This window comes from Kitasatospora sp. NBC_01246, assembly GCF_036226505.1.
GTDB lineage: Bacteria > Actinomycetota > Actinomycetes > Streptomycetales > Streptomycetaceae > Kitasatospora.
The window spans coordinates 4775527-4794980 of the sequence record NZ_CP108484.1; the positions used below are offsets into that span (position 1 = coordinate 4775527).

Below are 19454 nucleotides of genomic sequence, written 5' to 3' on the forward strand. Positions count from 1 at the left end.
TGACGTCAGCCCGGCACGCCACCGAGAAGGACCCGAGGGCCATGAGCAGCAGCCTCAGCACGCAGCGCAGCGAGGACGACCGCGACGACGCGGTACGGCGCACCGAGGAGCCGCCGTACGCCTGGCGGGCGCCGTTCTCGTCCTACTACTACCGGGAGCTCGGCTTCACCCTCACCGCGGTGCCGGTGGCCCTCGCCGGGTTCGCCTTCGCCATCACGCTGTTCACCTTCGGTGTCGGCACTCTCGTCACCGTGCTCGGCATGCCGGTGCTGGCCGCTCTGACCGCCGGGGCCCGGGGCTTCGGCCGGCTGGAGCGGGCCCGGGTCCGCGGCATGCTGGCGCTGGACGTGCCCGGCCCGAAGCCGGTCCGGGTGCGCCGGCCGGGCAGCTGGGGCGCGATCACCGCGCGGCTGGTGGACGCGGCGGGCTGGAAGGCCGTGCTCTACCAGGTGGTGATGCTCCCGTGGGCGCTCTTCAGCTTCGTGATGTCGCTGACGTTCCTGCTGGTCGGCTGGACGCTGGCGCTCTACCCGCTCTACCACTGGGTCTACCCGAAGTACGTCGGCTGGCGGGGCTTCCGGGTGTTCGACTACTACGACGGCAACGGCGTCGAGCACGTCTACTACGTCGAGGGGCCGCTGCAGATCGCCGGGCTCTCGCTGCTGGGCTTCGTGTTCGTCTTCCTGACCCCGCAGCTGGTGCGCGGACTGACCAACGTCAACCGGCTCGCCGCCCGGGCCCTGCTCGGCCGCTGACCGGCCCACCCGCCGCCCCACCGCCCGGCCCCACCGGCCCCGCCCCGCCCCGGACGCTCCGGGGTGCGGGCGGGGCCGGCCCGTGGTCCGATGACCGCATGGCCGCCCCGACCGACCTCGCCGCCGACGTCCCGGTCACCTCCCGCCCGCTGGACGAGTACTGCGCGCTGTTCGACCTGACCCGGGCCGGGCTCGCGGCCCTCCCCGGGCCGGTCCTCGACTGCCCGGGTGGCGCCGCCGGGCTCGCCGCCGAGGCACGCGAGCTGGGCTGCCGGGTGATCGCCACCGATCCCGCGTACGCCTGGCCGGCCCCCGAGCTCGCGGCCCGCGCGCTGGCCGCCCGCGCCGCCATGGCGGCCGCGATGGCCGCCCGCCCCGAGCTGTACCCGGCGTCCCACCACCGCCCGGCCGACCGCTACCTGCGCAGCTGGGACCGGGCCCGCCGGCTGTTCGCCGCGGACGCCGCCGCCCACCCGCAGCGGTACGTGGCCGCCGCGCTGCCCCGGCTGCCGTTCGCGGACGACACCTTCGCGCTCACCCTCAGCGGGTTCCTGCTGTTCGTCTACCCCGAACTCTTCGGCCCCGAGCAGCAGTTGGCCGCGCTGACCGAGCTGGTCCGGGTGACCGCCCCCGGCGGCGAGGTCCGGGTCCACCCGCTGAACGACGCCGCGGGCCGGCGCTGCCGGCACCTCGATGCGCTGCGCCGCGCGCTGGGCGAGCGCCGGATCGCCAGCGAGGTCCGCCCACTCCCGGCCGGTGCGGGGCGACTCGGCCGGGTCCTCGTCCTGCGGGCCGCCGACCGCCGGCGCCGGGGCGGCTAGCCCGGCTGCCGCTCCGGCCGGTCGGTCTCGGGCGGGCCGGCCGACTGCCCGGCCGGCGGGCCGACCGGACCGGACTGCTGCGGGAGGGTGACCTGCGGGGGGAGCGGAGCCGGTGACTCCAGCCGGGAGAGGATCTTCTCCGCCAGCCAGCTCCGGTCGGAGCCGTACGGGATGCCGTCCGGCGCCACCAGCCGGCCGGCCACCGCGTCCCGCAACCGCTGCGCCTGTGCGGCCGGCAGCCAGGAGAGCAGGCCCCGGGCGGCCAGCAGCGCGTGGTACTGCTCGAAGCCGGAGCGCGGGTGCTCGATCGCCTCCAGCACGCTGGTCAGGTCGGCCAGCGCGGGATCGCCCTGCATCAGGGCGAGCGCCTGGATCCGCCGGTCGTCGGCGCCGTCCGCGAACAGCTCCCGGACCCGGTCCGCGGTGAGCGCCGAGCGCCGGGCCGTCGACCGGACCTCGGCCATCACGCTCTCCGGCCCGGTCGTCGCGTTCGACGGCAGCAGGCGGGCCGGGTCGTCCGCCCGGCCGGTGCTGCCGCCCAGCAGGCCCAGGTGCTGCATCGCGCGGACCCGCAGGTCGTCCGCGCCCACCTTGTCGCCCCGGAGGTCGCGGTCCTGGCCGGCCAGGAAGAGGTCGAGCGCCTGGTCGGCGCCGGAGAGCACCCGGGGCAGGGCGAGCCGGGTCACCAGCCAGCCGGTCAGGAAGCCGAGAACGAGGAAGTAGAGGACGAGCGCGGCCGCGAAGGGGGCCGCGCCCTCGCCGCCGCCCAGCGCGGGGGCCAGCGCCGCGCCGAGCTGGTGCAGCCGCTCGCCGAGCGAGCCGAGCTGGGTCAGGCCGACGCCGAGCAGCACCTTGGTCAGCCAGTCGGAGACCTGCTCCAGATTGGTGTTCGGGGCGTAGGAGCCGTGCGGCTCACCGGCCGGGCCGCCGCGCGCCCGGGGCACGCCGAACAGGAAGCCGAGCGCGCCGCCGAGCACCGCCGAGGCCCCGGTCACCACCAGCCCGCCGCCCAGCGCCTGCCAGCTGTGCGCCCGGTCGAGGGAGAACAGCACCAGGCCGAGCGCCCCCACCCCCACCAGCGCTCCGGCCGCTCCCCGTTGTGCCGTTCGCAGGGCCGTCGTGCCCCCGGTCCGCCGCGTCCTCGCCATCGCCTACCCCCTGTGGCCGCCCCGCTCCGCTCCGGAACCCGCGCCGACTCTAGCGTCGGAGCGGTGGGAGGCAAACGCCCCGGGCCACCGTCCGGGCCGATCGGTGCCGGAACAGCAGACAGCCCGTGGGCTGCTCCTCGCTGCAGCGAGGCACCGGGGATGTTCCGGTGAGCCCACGGGCCGGGTGACTGCTTGGAATTCGCCTGCCGGAGGCACGGGGCCTCGTCCTGCGCAGGCAGGGGCGGCTCTAGCGAGCAGCCACCTCACGCATCCTGATGGAACTCAATTCAGGATCACCTCCCTTCAGTGTGCAGCCAGCTTAGGCAGCTCCTCGGAACGGGGGCAACGGATTTATTCGCGGCCGCCGCACCGGTTCCGGTGCGGCTCCGGTGCGGCTCCGGTGCGGCTCCGGGAACGCTTCCGAACCGGCCCGGGAGCGGCGGGGAGCCGGCGCCCCGGGAGCGGGCCCGGATCCCGGACATGCGAGAGGCCCGGAGGACGAATCCTCCGGGCCTCTGTGCTACTGAGTAGCGGGGACAGGATTTGAACCTGCGACCTCTGGGTTATGAGCCCAGCGAGCTACCGAGCTGCTCCACCCCGCGTTGGTGAATGCAACCCTACGGGGAAGTCGCCCGGATGGGAAATCAGTTCGTCGCCGGACCTCGGACCCCGGACCCCGGACGCGGACCTCGGGCCCCGGACCCTGGACGCGGACCCCGGACCCCGGACGCGGACCTCGGGCCCGGATCCCGGACATGCGAGAGGCCCGGAGGACTAATCCTCCGGGCCTCTGTGCTACTGAGTAGCGGGGACAGGATTTGAACCTGCGACCTCTGGGTTATGAGCCCAGCGAGCTACCGAGCTGCTCCACCCCGCGTCGGTGAACGCAACCCTACGGGGAAGTCGCCCGGATGGGAAATCAGTTCGTCACCGGACCGCGGCGGGCGCCCGGGCACGGCGAGCGGCGTGCCGCGCCGTCCTGCTCCTGGCCCAGGCGGCGAAGCAGACCAGGGCGGCGAAGCACGGCACCATCAGCACCGCGTACACCAGCAGGAAGCCGTGCGTGCCGAGGTCGGCGGCGGCGTTCCAGGTGCCGTGCAGGACCATCGACAGCAGCAGTCCGGCCGGGGCGGCGATCCTGGCCAGCCGGCGCCGGCCGGTGGTGAGGGTGATGGCCAGGCCGAGCCCGGTCAGCGCGGTGAACAGCGGATGGGCGAAGGGCGAGAGCAGCCCGCGCAGGACGAAGGTCTGCACCGTGCTGTCGAAGTCCCGCAGGCTGGGCGATTCCCCGAGGCCGATGCTGTCCAGCCGCTGCTGCTGGTCGTCGGTGAAGGCCCGCCCCAGGTAGAGCGCGTTCTCGGTGAAGGCGAAGCCGCAGGCGGTGATCCCGCCGAGGACGACCCCGGCCGCCAGGGTGCGCGGGCGGGCCCGGGCGCGCGGGCGGTCGGGCGTCGGCGGGTAGGGCCGCAGGTAGGGCAGCGGGCGCAGGTAGGGGCGCGGCCGCGGCCGGCTCCGGGCGTGCGGGAGGGCGGGTCCGCGGCCGTGGCCGACGGGCAGGCCGGGGCCGGGCAGCCGGCGCAGCACGCTCGCGCACGGGCGGCCGGTGCGGTGGCCGTGGCACCGGATCCGGGTGCCCAGCGGCAGCAGCAGGAGGAGCAGGGCGGCGCCCTTGGCGCTCTCCTCGATCACCGGGGTGACCAGGTCGGCGCCCAGCACCTCGCCCAGACTGCCCTGGTGGGCCGTGAGGTAGGTGCTGGTCCAGCCGTTGGCGAGGATCGCGACGGTGGTCGCCGCGAAGGCGCCCCAGCCCAGGCAGAACACGATGTGGCGCAGCGGCACCCGGGCGGTCTGGTTGAGCCAGGCGAGGCCGCCGAGCACGAAGGGCAGCGGGACGAGCGCCAGGCCGAGCCCGACCAGCAGCCCGGTGGTCCCGGTCTGGCGGCGGACCAGCTGGAGGATCAGCACGCCGCAGCCGGCCAGCGCCAGGACGGCGGTGGTGGTGACCGAGGAGAGTACGACCGAGCGGGCGGGGCGCGGCCCCGGTCCGGCGGCGGCCGGCGGGGCGGCGGTGGGCCAGGGCGTGAGCCGGTGGCCCCGGCGCGTCCGGGGCCCCGGGATGGCGCGGGTGCCGGCGGTGCGCGTGGGCATCTCTCGGTCGCCGACGGTCCGGGCGGTGGCCCGGTAGCCGCCGGACGGGCTGCTCACCCGGCACAGGGTAGGCCACGGCACCGGCCCGCCGGGAGGACTCGGGACGAATCCACCCCTGCGGGCCGGGCGGCCGGGGCCAGCGGTGAGGCCGGGCGGTCAGGCCGAGTGGTCAGCCCGGCGGCGGTTCAGCGGCGGCGGAAGAGCAGGTCGTGCACCACGTGGCCCTTGGCGATGCCGGCCCGTTCGAACTTGGTGACCGGCCGCCAGTCGGGCCGGGGAGCGTAGCCGGGCACGCTGCCGGCCGGGTGGTCGGCGGGCTCCAGCCAGCCGGTGCCGTCACCCTCGGGGTGCAGGTTCTCCAGCTCGGGCGAGGCGGAGAGCACCTCCAGCATCTGCTCGGCGTACGGCTCCCAGTCGGTGGCGCAGTGCACTAGCGCGCCGGGGGCCAGCCGGGGCAGCACCAGCTCCAGGAAGGAGGCCTGGACCAGCCGGCGCTTGTGGTGCTTCGGCTTCGGCCACGGGTCGGCGAAGTAGACCCGCAGGCCGGCCAGCGAGGCGTCGGGCAGCATGTCGCGCAGCAGGATGACGGCGTCGCCGGCGGCCGGGCGGACGTTGCGCGAGCCGTCCCGCTCCAGCAGGCCGAGCAGGTTGCCGTGGCCGGGGGTGTGGACGTCGGCGGCGAGGATTCCCGTCGCCGGGTCGGCGGCGGCCATCGCGGCGGTCGTCTCGCCCATCCCGAAGCCGATCTCCAGGGTGACCGGCAGACCGCCGAAGAGCTCCGCCAGGTCCAGCGGGCTGCCGTCGATCGCGATGCCGTACGTCTCCCAGCCCCGGTCCAGCGCGCCCGCCTGGGCGTTGGTCATCCGGCCCCGGCGCGGCTGGAAGCTGCGGATGCGTCGCTCGCTGTGCTGGGCCTCGGTGGCCCGGTGCGGGTACATCGGCGCGGGGTAGCCGGCCGGCGCGGCGGAGAGCCGGGCGGACGGCGATTGCTGGGGGATCGGGGCGGTGGCAGTCACAATCACCCGATTCTACGGGGCCGCCGGGTGCGGCCCCAGGGGCTGTGACGCACCTGACGCGGGGCCGGGCCGCGTCCGCCCCGCTCCGTCCCGGCCAGGGCGCGCCGGTCGGGACGGGCCAGTCGGGACGGGCCGGCTCAGCCGCCCGCTGCGAGGGCGGCCAGCGCCCGGCGGGCCACTTCGCGGCCGATCGGCAGCGAGGCGGTGGCGGCCGGGGAGGGGGCGTTCAGGACGTGCACCAGACGGCGGGTGGAGCGCGGGTCGTCCGGGTCGAAGCCGGCGAAGGCGAAGTCGTCCAGCAGCGCGCCGTCCCGGGCCACCGCCTGGGCCCGGACCCCGGCGACAGCCGGCACCAGGTCCTCGGCGGTGACGGCGGGCAGCAGCCGCCGGACGGCCGCGGTGAAGGCCCGCTTGGAGAGCGAGCGGTGCAGCTCGCCGAGCTCGTACCGCCAGTGCCGGCGGGCGATCTGCCAGGTGCCGGGGAAGGCGAGCGTCCCGGCGAGGTCGCGCGGGCGGACGGTGCGCCAGTCGTACCCTTCGCGGGCCAGCGCGGGCACCGCGTTCGGGCCGACGTGCACGTCGCCGTGGATGCCCCGGGTCAGGTGCACGCCGAGGAAGGGGAAGGCCGGGTCGGGGACGGGGTAGACCAGGCCGCGTACCAGTTCCCTTCGCTCGTGGGCGAGTTCGTAGTACTCGCCGCGGAACGGCACGATCCGCACACCGGGGTCGTCGCCTGCCAGCCGGGCGATCCGGTCGCTGTGCAGTCCCGCGCAGTTCACCAGCACCTGGCCGCGCAGCTCGCCGGTGGAGGTCTGCACGGTCACGCCGTCGGCGCGGCGGGCGACCGCCCGCAGCTCGGTGCCGGTGCGCAGCTCCGCGCCCGCCTCGCGGGCCAGCCGGGCGTAGGCGGCGGCCACGGCGGGGAAGTCGCAGATGCCGGTGGTGCCGATGTGCAGCCCGGCGATACCGGTCACCTGCGGCTCGTACGCGGTGATGCCGGCCCGGTCCAGCTCGGCGACCGGGATGCCGTTCTCCCGGCCGCGCTCGGCGAGGGCCCGCAGCCGGGGCAGCTCGGCGGGGTCGGTGGCGACGATCAGCTTGCCCGTCACCTCGTACGGGACGCCGTGGGCGCGGCAGAACTCCACCATCTCGGTGGCCCCGGCGACGGCGTACCGGGCCTTGAGCGAGCCGGGGCGGTAGTAGACGCCGCTGTGGATCACCCCGCTGTTGCGGCCGGTCTGGTGGGCGGCGAAGCCGGGCTCCTTCTCCAGCAGCGCCAGCCGCAGCCCGGGCCGGGCCCGGGTCAGCGCGTACGCCGTGGAGAGCCCGACGATCCCGCCGCCCACCACCAGCACGTCGAAGTCGTACGCCACCGCTCGCTCCTCGTTCGGCCCGGCCCCGCCCGCCGATGCTGTCACGGGGGGCGGGGCCGGTCGAGGGCGCCTCAGCGGGCGTCCGGCTCCAGCCACGGCCAGGTCGCGTCCCGGCCCGCTTCGAGCAGCGGGATCAGCCGGAACGCGGCGTCGCCCAGCCCGCCGAAGGTGTGCCGGTTCGCCGCGCCGCTCGGGCCGTGGCCGGGCGCGTAGCCCGCCAGGTTCCAGGTGTAGAGGGGGACGTGGGCCGGCACGGCGGCCAGGGCGTCGCCGCCCCAGTGGTCGCGACCGGTCTGCTCGTCGGTGACGACGACCACCCGGTCGTGGCCCCGGTAGTGGGTGCGGACGGCCTGGGCGGTGTCGGTGCCGCCGAGGTCGGTGAAGCGGTCCAGGACCCGCAGCACGGCCTCGCCCGGGGCGACCCGGACGACCCGGCTGGTGGTGCCGAACTCGACCAGGTCGGCGTCGGCGGCCCGGACCTTGAGGGCCGTGCCGAAGATCGCCGCCGAGTCGGCCCGGTTGAGCTGGGTCTGCGCGCTCGGCCGGTCGAACATCGAGCCCGAGCGGTCGACCAGGATCAGCGTCCGGCCGGGCAGCGCGGGCACGTTGCCGAGTGAGTGGGAGAGCGCGGTCTCCAGCGCGTGCCCCCAGCGCAGCGACGGCGCGTGCCGGTGCGCGGCGAGGTAGCGGAACGGGAACTGGCGGGAGCGGCGCACCTCGTCCGGGTCGGCGATCCGCCGCGCGACCTCGTCCGCGACCTCGTCCGGGACGCCGGCCTGGTCGAAGTTGCGCAGGTTGCGCACCAGCGCCATCGGGCCCATGGACGGGATGACCGCCGACCAGACGGCCGCGTCCAGCGGGCCCCGCAGCCAGCCGGCCAGTGCCTCCCAGGTCAGCCCGGCCGCGGCGAGCCGCTCGGCACCGCCCTCGGCCGTCACCGCCGCCCGCCGCTGCTCGACGGGCAGGGCGAGCAGTTCGCGGTTGGCCGCGAGCAGCCGGTCGGAGGCGGGCGGGACGGCCTCGTCCGGCCGGTGTCGGCGGTCCAGCGCGTAGCGGAACAGCTCGCCCTGCCACGGCTTGGCCGGGTCGGGCGAGGGGTGGGTCAGCTCCAGCACGTCGCCGAAGCGGTAGCCCTTGGACGCGGTGTCGTACTTGAGCAGCGAGCGGGCGTGGTACAGCCGGCGGACGGCGTCCGCGACCCCGCGCTTGAGCGGCTTCGGCAGCGCCCGGCCGTAGCGGGACGTCCAGTAGGCGAGCAGTTCGCCGGGCTCGTCCGCGCGCTGCAGGACGGCGTCGACGGCCTGCCGCGAGTGGCCGGGCGCCCCGGCGTCCAGCCGGGCCCGGGTGAACTCGGCGGCGCCGACCAGCGCGGCCGTGCGCAGGTGCGCGTCGGACCGCAGCCAGCGCAGCAGGCCCGTGGTCCACTCCGGGTCGGTGACGGCGAGTCCGCGCACCAGCGCGGTGTAGCGGTCGTCCCGCGCGCCGCCCTTCTCGTAGAAGGTGTCCTGGCCGACCAGGTTCGCCACCGCCAGCAGGAAGAGTTCGGACCTGGCGTCGCGCTGGAACCCGGTGCCGCCGTTGTGGTTCACGGTGCGCTTCCCGGTGCTGCGTACCGGCGAGGCCGGACTCGGCCGGGCCGTACGGGTGTTGAAACGCGACATGGTGGATGCTGCCCCCTGCTGGCTGGTGGAACGCGAAGGAGGCACGGCGGAGGAAGGGGTGCCCGAGATCGTGCCGGCCCGGCGGCCGGCGTCGGCGGAGGTGCATGCCTTGTGCTCTACCGGATTGAGCTAACGGCCGCGCTCGCGCGCGGCACGCCCGGGACTCGAACCCGGAACCGCAAGATCCGAAGTAACCCCCGCCTGCGCACCGGGCACCCCCGGCGCTGTGCCTCCCGAGATCGAGGTGGCGGCGGTGTTGTTGTCCGGTTCACCGCGCCCCGCTGGGGGCGCTCCACGAAGTAACCGCTGCCGTCGCACCGGGAGGTGCGGAAAACCTATTGAGGTATGGGTGTCCAGAGATCGATGGCGGCTGAGGTGACGAAGCTGCTCTGCCGACTGAGCTACACCGGCACGAGTGCCGGCGGCGGGACTCGAACCCGCGACCTGCCCATTAGGAGTGGAAGTAACCTCTGCCTGCGCACCTGGACGAGAGAGACGATAGCCAGGCCTCTCCCGCCGGTGCATCCGAATTACCGCCGGGCCCGCTACGCCGGGGCGACGATCACCGCGCGCGCCCGTTCCGTCAGTTCCCGTACCCGGCGCTCCCCCTGGAAGGGTTCGAGGCGGCGCAGCATCTCGACCACGTACTCGCGGCTGCGCTGCGAGGAGATCCGGCCGGCGACCTCGACGGCCCGCTCCCCGGCCGCGACCGCCGCGTCCAGGTCGCCCGCCTCGGCCTCGGCCATCGCCGAGACGACCAGCCGCAGCCCGTGCGAGCGGACGAACCCCTCGGTGGGCCGGGCCAGCGCCTCCCGGGTGAACTGGCGGACCTTGGAGGGAACTCCGAGGTCGCGGAAGCACTCGGCGGCGTCGGCGGCGAGGCGGTCGTAGGCGTAGAAGTCGATCCAGGCCGGATCGGGATCCCCGGCGCGCGCCCGTTCCAGCGCGTTCTCCGCGGCGCCGAGCGCCGTCGCGCACGCGGCGGCGTTGCGGGCCTTGGCCTGGGCCCGGGCCTCGACCAGGTGGAAGAAGCTCATGGTGCGGGCGGTGGCCAGCCCGCGGTTGCGCTCCAGCGCGGCCTGCGCGAGGTCGACCGCCTCCTCGGCGAAGCCCCGGTAGCCGGCCTGCAGGCTCATCGAGGCCAGGACGTAGCCGCCGAGCGGAACGTCGGCGGCGGCGCGGGCGAGCCGCAGCGCCTGGATGTAGTACCGCTGGGCGGCCTCGTGCTGGCCGGTGTCGAAGGCCATCCACCCGGCCAGCCGGGTGAGTTCGGCCGTGGCACCGAACAGTGCCCGGCCCACCGCGTCGCTGTACGAGGCCAGCAGCAGCGGCGCCGCCTCCACCCGCAGGCACTCCGGCACCATCGACGAACGCCAGTCCCCGCCACCGTACTTGGAGTCCCAGCGGCGGGCCTCCTGGGCGGCCTCGCGGAGTTTGGCCGCGTCCGAGTGGCCGACCCGGTACGAGCCCGCCTCGGCGGGCGTGCGCGGCGCCTCGCGGGCCACCGAGCCGTCCGCCGGGTTGATCAGCCAGCGGGAGACGGGCGTCGCGTACGCGGCGACCGAGAAGGTGCCGGCCAGGCTGTCGCTCCAGCGGCCGCCGCCGGGGCCGCGCCGCAGGTCGAGGTCGACCCGCCAGAGGTCGGTGGCCGAGCGGACCGCCTCGGACACCTCGCGCGGGAAGGCCAGGCCGAGTTCGGGCGCCGGGTCGGTGTCGCCGAGGCCGATCTCCTCCAGCGGCACCGGCCGGCCGAGCTTGCCGCCGATCGCGGTGGCGATCAGGTGCGGGACCGGGCCCTGCGGGACCATGCCCTTGCTGACCCACCGGGCCACCGAGGTCTTGTCGTAGCGCAGCGTCAAACCCCGTTGCGCGCCCAGGTCGTTGACCCTCCGGGCCAGGCCGGCGTTGCTGATCTGGGCGAGGGTCAGGAGCGTGCCGAGCCGTTCGTTCGGTCCTCGTGGGCTGATGGTCATGGTGGCGGCGGCACCTCCTGCGGCCTTGTGCGCGGGGCCCGGGCGGCACCGGGCCGTGGCTGCTGTACCTAGAGTAGTCGGACGCGTTCCGAGGGTTAAGAGGCCGCATTCCGGATGGCGGGATCGCGCACCCGCCGATCGGCTGCGGGCGCTCCGGCGGGCCCGGGCGGACCGCGCGGACATGGCCGGGGGTGATCGGGCCGGCCGCGCGCCGGAGTGTTGTGCTCCGGTCCCGTGTCGATGTGCGCCCGGCCGTGCCCCCTGGCCCGACCGGCTGGTCGGCGATTCGCTGGTGGTCGTGGGTCGGCCCGCCGTCGAGGACCCGGCGGGCCGGGGGACGCCGCCGTCTCAATCCCCGCGGACGGCGGCGAAGTCCGGGAGGGCATGCGGATGCCCTCCCGGGCCGGACGACGCCTTTCGGCCATATCGCGATGGCCATGACAAAGGCGGCGAAAGGGCGGTCCGGGCCGGGGAGGGGAAGGCCCGGCCCGCCCGGCCGAGACGACGCGGCCCGCGCGGCCGCTCCGGCCGGACCGTCCGGTGTGCCCGCCGCAGCCCCGGGGGCCCCCGCCCGGCGAATCGGAAACGACAACTCCGGTCACGGGACGGGCGAGCGGTGGCACGATGTCTCCTGACGGCGCGCCCGATCGCGGCGGCCGGTCGCCGCGGCGCGCCACGGCCCGGCCGGGCCGCCCGCCGGCGGACGCGCCGCACGGTGCTGGTCCTCGTCCGGTGGAGGCGCGATGCGGTGGCTGACGGGCTGGAGCACGGGTGCGCCCCGAGCGGGCGCCCCGGCGCACGAGCCGCCCGGAGCGGTGGCGCCGATCGCCGCGCGCCCCCTGTGGACCGGCCCCAACCCCCTCTGGGCGGTCGGCGACTGGCGCCCCGAGGAGATCCGGCTGGTCACCCTGCGCCCCGGCGCCCCCGCCGTCGTCACCACCGGTGCCGGCGCGCCCGACCCGGTCGAGGACACCCCCGCGACCACCCGGCTCGCCGTCATCGGCCACTGCGGCGCCACCGACGCCGAACTCGCCGCCGGCCTCGCCGCCGCCCGCGGCGGCGCCGTCCGCCACCTCACCACCTGGCCCGGCAGCTACACCGTCGTCCTGCGCACCGGCACCCGGTCCACCGCGCTGCTCACCGACCTGGCCGGCGCCCGGCCCGTCTTCCACACCCCCTGGGCCGACGGCACCGCGTACGCCACCGCCGCCCTCCCGCTCGCCGATCTGATCGGCGCCCCGCTGGACACCGGTCACCTCGCCGCCCGGCTCGCCTGCCCGGAGTCCCCGGAGGCGCTCGGCACCGGCACCCCGTACCTCGGCGTGCAGCGGGTACCGCCCGGGCACACCCTGGCCATCCGCGGCGGCCGCCCCTACCTCGCGGCGTACGACGAGCCCGGCGGCGGGCCGCGGCCGCGCGGCGAGGCACCAGCCGTCCGCGAACTCACCCGCGCCCTGCTGGAGTCCGTCCGGTCCCGGGTCCGCACCCCCGCCGCCGGCGCCGCCGACCCCGGCCGGGCCCGGCTGGGGGTCGACCTCTCGTACGGGACGGCCTCGGCCACCGTCGCCCTGCTCGCCGCCGCCGTCCCGCCCGCACCCGTCGCCGGACCCGCCCCCGCACCCGTGCCCGCCGTCGCCGGACCGGCCGCGGTACCCGGAGCGCGGGCCAGGAACGGCGCGGTCAAGGGCTCCTGGGCCCGGGTGTCCGCCCCGGGCCGGTCCGCTCCCGAGCCACTGGCCGCCGTCACCCTGGGCGAGAGCGAGGGCCCGGCCACCCTGGCGATCGCCCCCCACACGCCCCGGCTGCGGCACACGGTGCTCGCCCCCGGGCCGGACACCCTCCCGTACGCCGACCTGGTGGCCGACCCGCGGGCCGGGCGCCTCACCGACGAGCCAGGTCCGGAGCTGATCGCCGCCGCCCGCGCCGCGGCCCGCTTCGACGCCGGCGGCACCGACCATCTCACCGGGTACGGGGCCCGCCAGGTCCTGGACGGCCACCCGGCCCGGCTGGCCGACCTCGTCCGGGCCGGCCGGCCGCGCGAGCTGCTGCCCCCGGTCGCCGCCCTGGCCGGCGCCGACCGGGTGACGGCGGGCGTCCTGGCGGGCGCGCTGCGCACCCCGCTCACCGTGGTGCGCGCGGCCCACCGGCTCTCCCGGATCCGCTACGCCGACGCGCTCGACGACGCCGCCGTCCGGCTGACGCTGCGGCACGTCCCGGACGGCGGCGGTACGGCGGGCGCCCGCTCGGCCGACGACCTGCTCTGGTGCGTCCCCGGACCGGCGGCCCGCTGGCTCTCCGACGAGGCGCTCTCCGCGGTCGCGCTGCGGCTGCGGCTGGCAGCGCGCGGACCGGCGCCCGCCGAGCCACCGGGCGTGCGCCGGGCCCGGTACGCCCTGCACCGGCACGCGCGCGGGTTCCGCACCCTGGTGCACGCCGCCGAGCAGCCCGGCCAGCGGCTGCACGCGCCGTTCCTGGACAACCAGGTGGTCCGGGCGAGCCGGCTGCTGCCCGACGACGTCCGGCTCCAGCCCGGCGCCCGGCACGCCCTGCTGCACGCCGTCCTCACCGGGGCCGGCCGGACGGACCTGCCGCCCGACTGGGGCCGCGGCCCCCGCCCCGACCGCACCGTCCCCGCCCGGGCGGGCCTGCGGCTCGCCGCCGACGGCATCGCCGAGCTCTTCGACGCCCCGCTGCTCGCCGAGGCCGGGCTGATCGACCTCCCCGCCGTCCGGGCCGGGCTGGCCCGCTGCGCCGACCCCGACGCGCCGCTCGCACCCGGCACCCTGGCCGGGCTCGCCGAGCTGGTCTCCACCGAACTCTGGCTCCGCCGGGTCCGCGCCCGGCGGCACGGCGCCTGCTGGACCGGCCTGCCCCTCGCCCGGCGCACCGCCCTCCCCGCCGCCCGCTTCGCCTGACCCCGGCGCGTGCGACCGCGGTGGCCGGGCCGGGGCGGCCGGGCGGCGGCGCCCGGTTCGGCGCGGCTCGCGGGCGCCGTCCCCCGGGCGGGCGATCATGACGCCATCCCGTCCCGTCCCCGTGGAGGCCGTGGTGACCAGCGCCAGCCCGGATCCGTCCGTCCCCGTCCTGCTCTCGGTGCTCGGCCGGCCGCCGACGGGCCGTCCGCCGGGGGTGCTGGCCGCGTGCGACGGCTCGGACGGTTCGCTCTGGGCGCTGGACCGGGCGATGACCGAGGCCGAGCGGTTCGAACTGCCGCTGTACGTGCTCGCGGTGGTCAACCCGGCCCCGACCGGGTACCCGCCGGGGATGGCCGAACTGGTCCAGGAGAGCGTCGAGACGCTGGTCGAGAGCATGGCGGACGGCCTGCGCCGTGCGGTGGCGGCGGTGCAGCGGGCCCGGCTCCGCCCGTACGCGGGGGAGCTGTCGCTGCACGTGGTGCTCGGCAACGTGATCGAGGTGCTGCTGGCGGCCTCGGCCCGGCAGCACACGCTGGTGCTCGGCACCCGGGGCAACGGCGGCTTCGGCCGGCTGCTGCTGGGCTCGGTCGGCTCGGCCGCCGTCCACCACGCGGCCTGTCCGGTCCTGATCGTCCCCGCGCCCCCGGACCGCTGAGCCGGCCGCCGGGCCGACCGCTGAGCCGACCCCCGGCCGGCCGCCGGGCCACGGAGGCCGGCCGGGGGCGCCCGGGCACGGTCCCGCGCCGGTCGGGCACGCTCCGCGCCGGAGCGCACGGCCTGCCGGGAGGTGGGAGGGGAGCGCTCGCGCGCCGGGAATGTCCCGAGATGGTTCATCGTTCACCTATCCCGGAACCCCGCCCTCCCCACCCCTGGAGAACCGCCGCCATGAAGGTCGAGATCTACTCCGACATCGCCTGCCCCTGGTGCTACATCGGCAAGCGCCGCTTCGAGCAGGCGCTGGACGGCTTCGCGGGCAAGGAGGACGTCGAGGTGGTCTACCGGCCGTACCAGCTGGTGCCGGACGCCCCGGCCACCGCGAGCCCGCACCGCGCGTGGCTGGCCGAGCGCTACGGCCCGCAGTCCGTCGCGATGGACGCCCGGGTGGCCGAGCTGGGCCGCGCCGAGGGCATCAGCTACGACTTCGACGCCGCGCTGCACGCCAACACCTTCCTCGGCCACCGGCTGCTCCACCTCGCCGGGACCGAGTACGGCGCGGCGGCGCAGGGCCGGCTGAAGGAGGCGCTGCTCAAGGCCCACTTCAGCGACGGGGTGGACGTCGGCGACCGCGCCGCGCTGACCCGGCTGGCGGTGTCCGCGGGCCTGGACGGCGACCGGGTGGCGGCCTACCTCGCGGGCGACGAGGGCGCCGCCGAGGTGAGCGCCCAGCTCGCCGAGGCCCGCGAGCTGGGCATCACCGCCGTGCCGACCTTCGTCTTCGAGGGCAAGTGGGCCGTCCAGGGCGGCCAGGACGCCGAGACCTTCCGCAAGGTGCTGGAGCAGGTCGCCGAGGAGATCGGCGAGCGCCGGCCCGCGCCGGTGCCGGTCGTCGCGGCAGGCGAGGCCTGCGCGGACGGCTCCTGCGCCGTCTGACCGGCCCCTCCCGGGACCGCCGGCACCCTCCCGGGGCCCGCCTCAGGCACACCTGAAGCGGGCCTCGGCCCAGTCGGACACGTTCAGCGCCGACCAGACGCCGTGCGCCGGGGTGACCACCAGCCGGATCGACGTCTGCCCGGCCAGCGGCACGTGCACCGGCACCGCGTCGTCCCCGGTGGCCAGCGGCGGCGAGCGCCACAGGGTACGGCCGTCGCCGCCCTGCACCGAGAAGACCACGCCGCCGATCGAGGCGGCGATGTCGTCCACCCCGGCCACCGCGTCGAAGGCCGTGCAGCCGCGGTTGAGGTCGATCACCGTGGTCGCGGGCGCGTGCACGGTGATGCCGTGGGCCCGGGGGGTGCCGCCGATCGAGACGCTGTCGCGCTGCCAGAACCAGTCGCTGCCGCGCTGCCGGATGCTCGGGGCCGACGCCGGCACCCGGTTGTTGCCGGGCTTCAGCACGGGCAGGTGGTCGGCCCAGAAGTCGGTCGGAGCCGGCGGTGTGACGGTCGGGGTCGGCAGCGGCGGGGGAGTCGGGGTGGGCAGGACCGGCACCTCGGGGGTGGGTACCGGGGGCGGCGTCGGGGTCGGCACCACGGGTACCGGCGGCAGCGGCGGAGGGGTCGGCCGGGTCGGCCGCGGCGAGGGCGGGGCCGGTGCGGGGGAGGACGCGGCCGGGCTGCTCGGCGCGGGCGGCGGCACGGCCTTCGGCGCCGGGCGCGGTGCGACGGAGGGCGTCGGCGTCGGTGACGGGGTGGCGGAGGGGCTCGGCGCGGGTTCCACCACCGGGACCGGATCGGGGGTGCGCGGCGCCGCGCTCGGTACCGGTGCCATCGGCGGCGGCGCCGGTAGGGCCGGGGAGGAGGCCGGCGGCGCGGCCAGCGGGGGCTTCGGCTCGGGCGAGCCGGTCAGCGCGTAGGCGGCGACGGCGGCCGCCGCCACGGCGACCGCGGCCGCGATGCCCGCCTTGGCCGCCATGCCCAGGCCCTCGCCCGCCGCCGCGGCGCCACCGCTTCCGCCGGCCGCGCCACCCGCGGACCCGGCCGCGGCGCCTGCCGTCGCCCCGGAGGCCCCGCCGGCCGCGCCGCCCGCGGCGGCCGCCGCCGTTCCCGCGGCCGCGCCGCCGACCGCCGCCGCACCGCCCACGGCGGCAGCGGCGGCGCTGAAGCCGCCCACCCCCACCCAGACCAGGACGCCGCCGGGCAGCAGCGCCCGCAGGCTGTGGTTGATCTCGGACAGCTCCAGGCAGGCGGCCGTGCACCGGTCGCACTCCCGCAGGTGCCGGCCGACCTCCGCGGACGCCCGCTTGCGCAGCGAGCCGCGCGCGTAGGCGCCGAGCCGGTTGGCGTACGCCTCGCAGGCCCTGGCCTGGCTGCCCGAGACATGGGCCTGGAGGAAGGCCGCGGCCAGCCGGTCGCGGGCCCGGTGCGCCTGGACGGCGGTGGCGTTGGCGGTCTTGCCGAGCATCACCGCGACGGTCTTGGGGGACTCCCGTTCGACCTCGGTGTGCCAGAGCACCATCCGGTCGTCCTCGGGCAGTTCGGCGTAGGCCTGCATCACCATGCGCTGGTCGGCCAGCGCCATCGCCCAGGCGTCGGCCCCCGGGTCGGCCAGGTCCAGGTCGACGGTGGCGGCCGAGGTCTGCGCGAACGTGCTGAAGTCGTCGACGAGTTGCTCGCGCCGCTCACTGCGGGTCCAGGCCGCGGCGACGTTGCGGACGGCGGTCAGCAGATAGGCGCGGACGGCGAACTCCGGCCCCTTGCCCGCCCGCAGCGCCTGCAGCGTGCGGGCGAAAACCTCGCCTGCCAGGTCCTCGGCGGTGAAGCTGTCCCGGCAGCAGGTCCGCGCGTAGCGGCGCACCGAGTCGGCGTGCCGGCGGTAGATCTCCTCGTACGCGGCGTCGTCGCCGGCCCGCACCCGGGCGGTCAACTCGGCGTCGGAGGCCGGGCGCTCGCCGTCCACCGGGTCGGCGGGGGCCGGTACGGTCGGCCGGGCGCGGGAGCCGTCGTCGACGAAGGCCTCCGGGGCCACGCCGCCGCGGCCGGCCGGCGCCTGGCCGGGGACGCGGCTCTGCGGGTACGCGTCGGAGGCGGAGAGGGTCTCGCGGCTGGGCATCCCGGCCTGGTCAGGCACCTGCCCCGACGCGCTCGGCACCGCGCCGGGCGCCTGCCCCGGCCCGTGCCCCGCCCTGCCGGGGCCCCCGTCCGCGCCACCCGTCCCGCCGTTCGGTCCCCCCGGGCCGGAGCGGCCGAAGTCGAGGCCGTAGCCGTAGTCGTTCTGTTCCTCGGCGCTCACAACGGACCCCAGATTCCACGACAGCCCCCGTAGTGCGGCAGAGCGCACGGGAGTGCGTGAGCGCACGGTTCCCCGCTGTACGGCTCCGAGGGCGCGCGAACGGCGCGCATCGGGACATTGGCTCCAACCACGGGCAAAGGATGGCATAGCGCAGAGTTGGGCGGTAGCCGGACCGCCGCGACCCACTCTTCCGAGGGGCCGTCGAGGATGTGTTCGCCCCATCCGGTGCACCGGCGCGGCGGCGGGCGCACCCGGCGCGCGGCCGAGCCGCTCACGCCGGGTTGATCCTCAACTTCCTTGCCCTCCGGGGCCCGCGGCCACCAGAGTGGTGGGATCAGCGCGCCCGGAGCCCGTCCAGCAGGATCCGCAGCAGCCGGTCGGCCGGTCCTTCGACGGGTTGACCGTCCGTCTGCTGACCGCCTGCCGCCGGGAACGCGCCGCCGAACGCGGCCGACACGGGCGCCGTGTACGGGTCCGCCCCCGGCACGCCGCGCGAGGCGTGCACCGGGACCGAGGCGGTCAGCACCAGCACCACGTCCGCGACCGTCACCCCCGGCCGCAGCTCCCCGGCCGCGCCCGCGCGCGCCACCAGGGCGGCGAGCAGTTGCAGCAACTGCCGCGGGTCCGCGTCGGCCGCGGGCTCTCCGCCGCCCTCCGGCAGCCCGCCGTGCCGCGGCTCGAACCGGTTGCCGAGCAGGGCGCCCGCGCCGGCCGGATCCCCCGAGCGCTGCTCGGGCACCCTGCCCAGCTCCTCCGCGTACCGGAAGGCCTCCGGCGGCAGCAGCCGCCCGGCCCCCGTACTCACCGCCCGCGCCAGGTAGCCGGCCAGCGACTCCCAGGCACCGCCGCCGCCGTACAGCGACTCCCGCGCCTGGGCGGTCAGCCACGCCACCTCCTCGGCGGCGATCCGCTGGACCAGCACCTCCTTGCTCGGGAAGCGCCGGTACACCGTGCCCACCCCGACCCCGGCCCGGCGCGCGACCTCCTCCATCGGCGCGCCGTAGCCGAACTCGCCGAACACCTCGCGGGCCGCACGCAGCACGCTCTCCAGGTTCCGCCGGGCGTCCACCCGCAGCCGGGCACCGGACACCGGTCCGCCACCGCCCTGCGGCGGTTCGGCCGGGTAGTGGACCGCCGCGTACGCCACCGCGGCCTGCGGTGGCAGGTCCGCGGGGCTGCGTTGCTCCGGCACCACGCCCTGGCCGACGCGCGGTACCGCCGCCCGGCCCAACAGTCGCTCCTGCTCCATCATCCCAACTCTCCCCCGCAGGTGCCCGATCCCGGACCCTGCCGTCGCCCGCCCCTGCACCCCCCGGTGCAGCTCCGCCTGTCAGAAATGACCCGATGACCCATCGCTCGTAGTCGGTTGTGACGCAAGCCGCGTCCGGGTGACGCCAGACCGCACGCGCACGACGACCGCGCACGCAAGGCCATGCGGACTCCGCCACGACCGGTGCCACCGGGCCGGGACCGCACATCCGGCCCGGCGCGTCGGCACCCCACGGGGCCTCGTCCGGGAACTACCCTTCCCCGGAACACCGTCCCGCAGTCGGGTTTACGCGCCAACACTGGAACTGGCCGTAATGGCCGCTCCACGGTGCGTCGCCGCCAGTTGTCATGGCGATGGCCGCCCCGATGCACAATCCGACCATAGTTCACGGCCGTTCGAAGCCGAAAGTGCGTCAGAAACTCACCCAGGCAGCACATCTGGCACCACGGGGCAACTCCCGCCCCAACCGACCCGGCACGGACTGTG

At 76.8% G+C, this 19454-nt stretch carries 13 protein-coding genes and 3 tRNA genes; 5 read left to right on the top strand and 11 right to left on the bottom strand.

The genetic code is table 11. The features are described 5' to 3' along the window. The first annotated feature begins 41 nt into the window (after positions 1–41). A complete protein-coding gene (locus tag OG618_RS20935; RefSeq protein WP_329489065.1) occupies positions 42–755 on the top strand; it encodes a sensor domain-containing protein in 714 nt (237 codons plus the stop codon). Between the two features lie 98 nt (positions 756–853). Then, positions 854–1576, top strand: a complete 723-nt coding sequence (locus OG618_RS20940; protein WP_329489066.1) for a class I SAM-dependent methyltransferase — start codon at positions 854–856, stop codon at positions 1574–1576. Here OG618_RS20940 and OG618_RS20945 read toward each other — a convergent pair. From OG618_RS20945 to OG618_RS20985, 9 genes are all read right to left on the bottom strand, one after another. Continuing rightward, on the bottom strand, positions 1573–2652 hold the full coding sequence (locus tag OG618_RS20945) for a hypothetical protein (RefSeq protein WP_329489067.1): 1080 nt from the start codon (positions 2650–2652) through the stop codon (positions 1573–1575). The genes OG618_RS20940 and OG618_RS20945 overlap by 4 nt on opposite strands. Positions 2653–3252: 600 nt before the next feature. Further along, a tRNA-Met gene (locus tag OG618_RS20950) sits at positions 3253–3326 on the bottom strand. A gap of 201 nt (positions 3327–3527) precedes the next feature. Further along, positions 3528–3601 (bottom strand) — tRNA-Met (locus OG618_RS20955). A 50-nt stretch (positions 3602–3651) separates the two neighbouring features. Next, positions 3652–4929 (bottom strand): PrsW family intramembrane metalloprotease, encoded by a 1278-nt coding sequence (locus tag OG618_RS20960; protein ID WP_329489068.1) that lies wholly within the window; start codon positions 4927–4929, stop codon positions 3652–3654. A gap of 128 nt (positions 4930–5057) precedes the next feature. Further along, the gene (gene trmB / locus OG618_RS20965; RefSeq protein ID WP_329489069.1) at positions 5058–5888 is read right to left on the bottom strand and encodes a tRNA (guanosine(46)-N7)-methyltransferase TrmB; all 831 of its coding nucleotides are present in this window, start codon (positions 5886–5888) and stop codon (positions 5058–5060) included. Positions 5889–6025: 137 nt separating this feature from the next. After that, positions 6026–7261, bottom strand: a complete 1236-nt coding sequence (gene lhgO / locus OG618_RS20970) for an L-2-hydroxyglutarate oxidase (protein ID WP_329489070.1) — start codon at positions 7259–7261, stop codon at positions 6026–6028. Positions 7262–7332: 71 nt separating this feature from the next. Further along, the gene (locus OG618_RS20975) at positions 7333–8922 is read right to left on the bottom strand and encodes a TROVE domain-containing protein (protein ID WP_329489071.1); all 1590 of its coding nucleotides are present in this window, start codon (positions 8920–8922) and stop codon (positions 7333–7335) included. Between the two features lie 416 nt (positions 8923–9338). Continuing rightward, positions 9339–9400 (bottom strand) — tRNA-Ser (locus OG618_RS20980). Between the two features lie 67 nt (positions 9401–9467). Continuing rightward, positions 9468–10895: an MFS transporter gene (locus OG618_RS20985; RefSeq protein ID WP_329489072.1), complete on the bottom strand. Its 1428-nt coding sequence runs from the start codon at positions 10893–10895 to the stop codon at positions 9468–9470. A 743-nt stretch (positions 10896–11638) separates the two neighbouring features. Here OG618_RS20985 and OG618_RS20990 point away from each other — a divergent pair. The 3 genes from OG618_RS20990 to OG618_RS21000 all read left to right on the top strand — a co-directional run bounded on the left by OG618_RS20990 (position 11639) and on the right by OG618_RS21000 (position 15400). Further along, a complete protein-coding gene (locus tag OG618_RS20990; protein ID WP_329489073.1) occupies positions 11639–13810 on the top strand; it encodes an asparagine synthase-related protein in 2172 nt (723 codons plus the stop codon). A gap of 133 nt (positions 13811–13943) precedes the next feature. Next, positions 13944–14465 carry a universal stress protein gene (locus tag OG618_RS20995; RefSeq protein WP_329489074.1) on the top strand — a complete coding sequence of 174 codons (522 nt, stop codon included), beginning with the start codon at positions 13944–13946 and terminating at the stop codon, positions 14463–14465. 230 nt (positions 14466–14695) lie between these two features. Continuing rightward, entirely contained in the window at positions 14696–15400 is a 705-nt protein-coding gene (locus OG618_RS21000; RefSeq protein WP_329489075.1) for a DsbA family oxidoreductase, read from the top strand. A gap of 42 nt (positions 15401–15442) precedes the next feature. On the opposite strand, the gene OG618_RS21005 is transcribed toward OG618_RS21000, so the two are convergent. After that, on the bottom strand, positions 15443–17698 hold the full coding sequence (locus OG618_RS21005; RefSeq protein ID WP_329489076.1) for a sigma-70 family RNA polymerase sigma factor: 2256 nt from the start codon (positions 17696–17698) through the stop codon (positions 15443–15445). Between the two features lie 334 nt (positions 17699–18032). Next, the gene (locus OG618_RS21010; protein WP_329489077.1) at positions 18033–18950 is read right to left on the bottom strand and encodes a TetR/AcrR family transcriptional regulator; all 918 of its coding nucleotides are present in this window, start codon (positions 18948–18950) and stop codon (positions 18033–18035) included. Between the last annotated feature and the right edge of the window lie 504 nt (positions 18951–19454).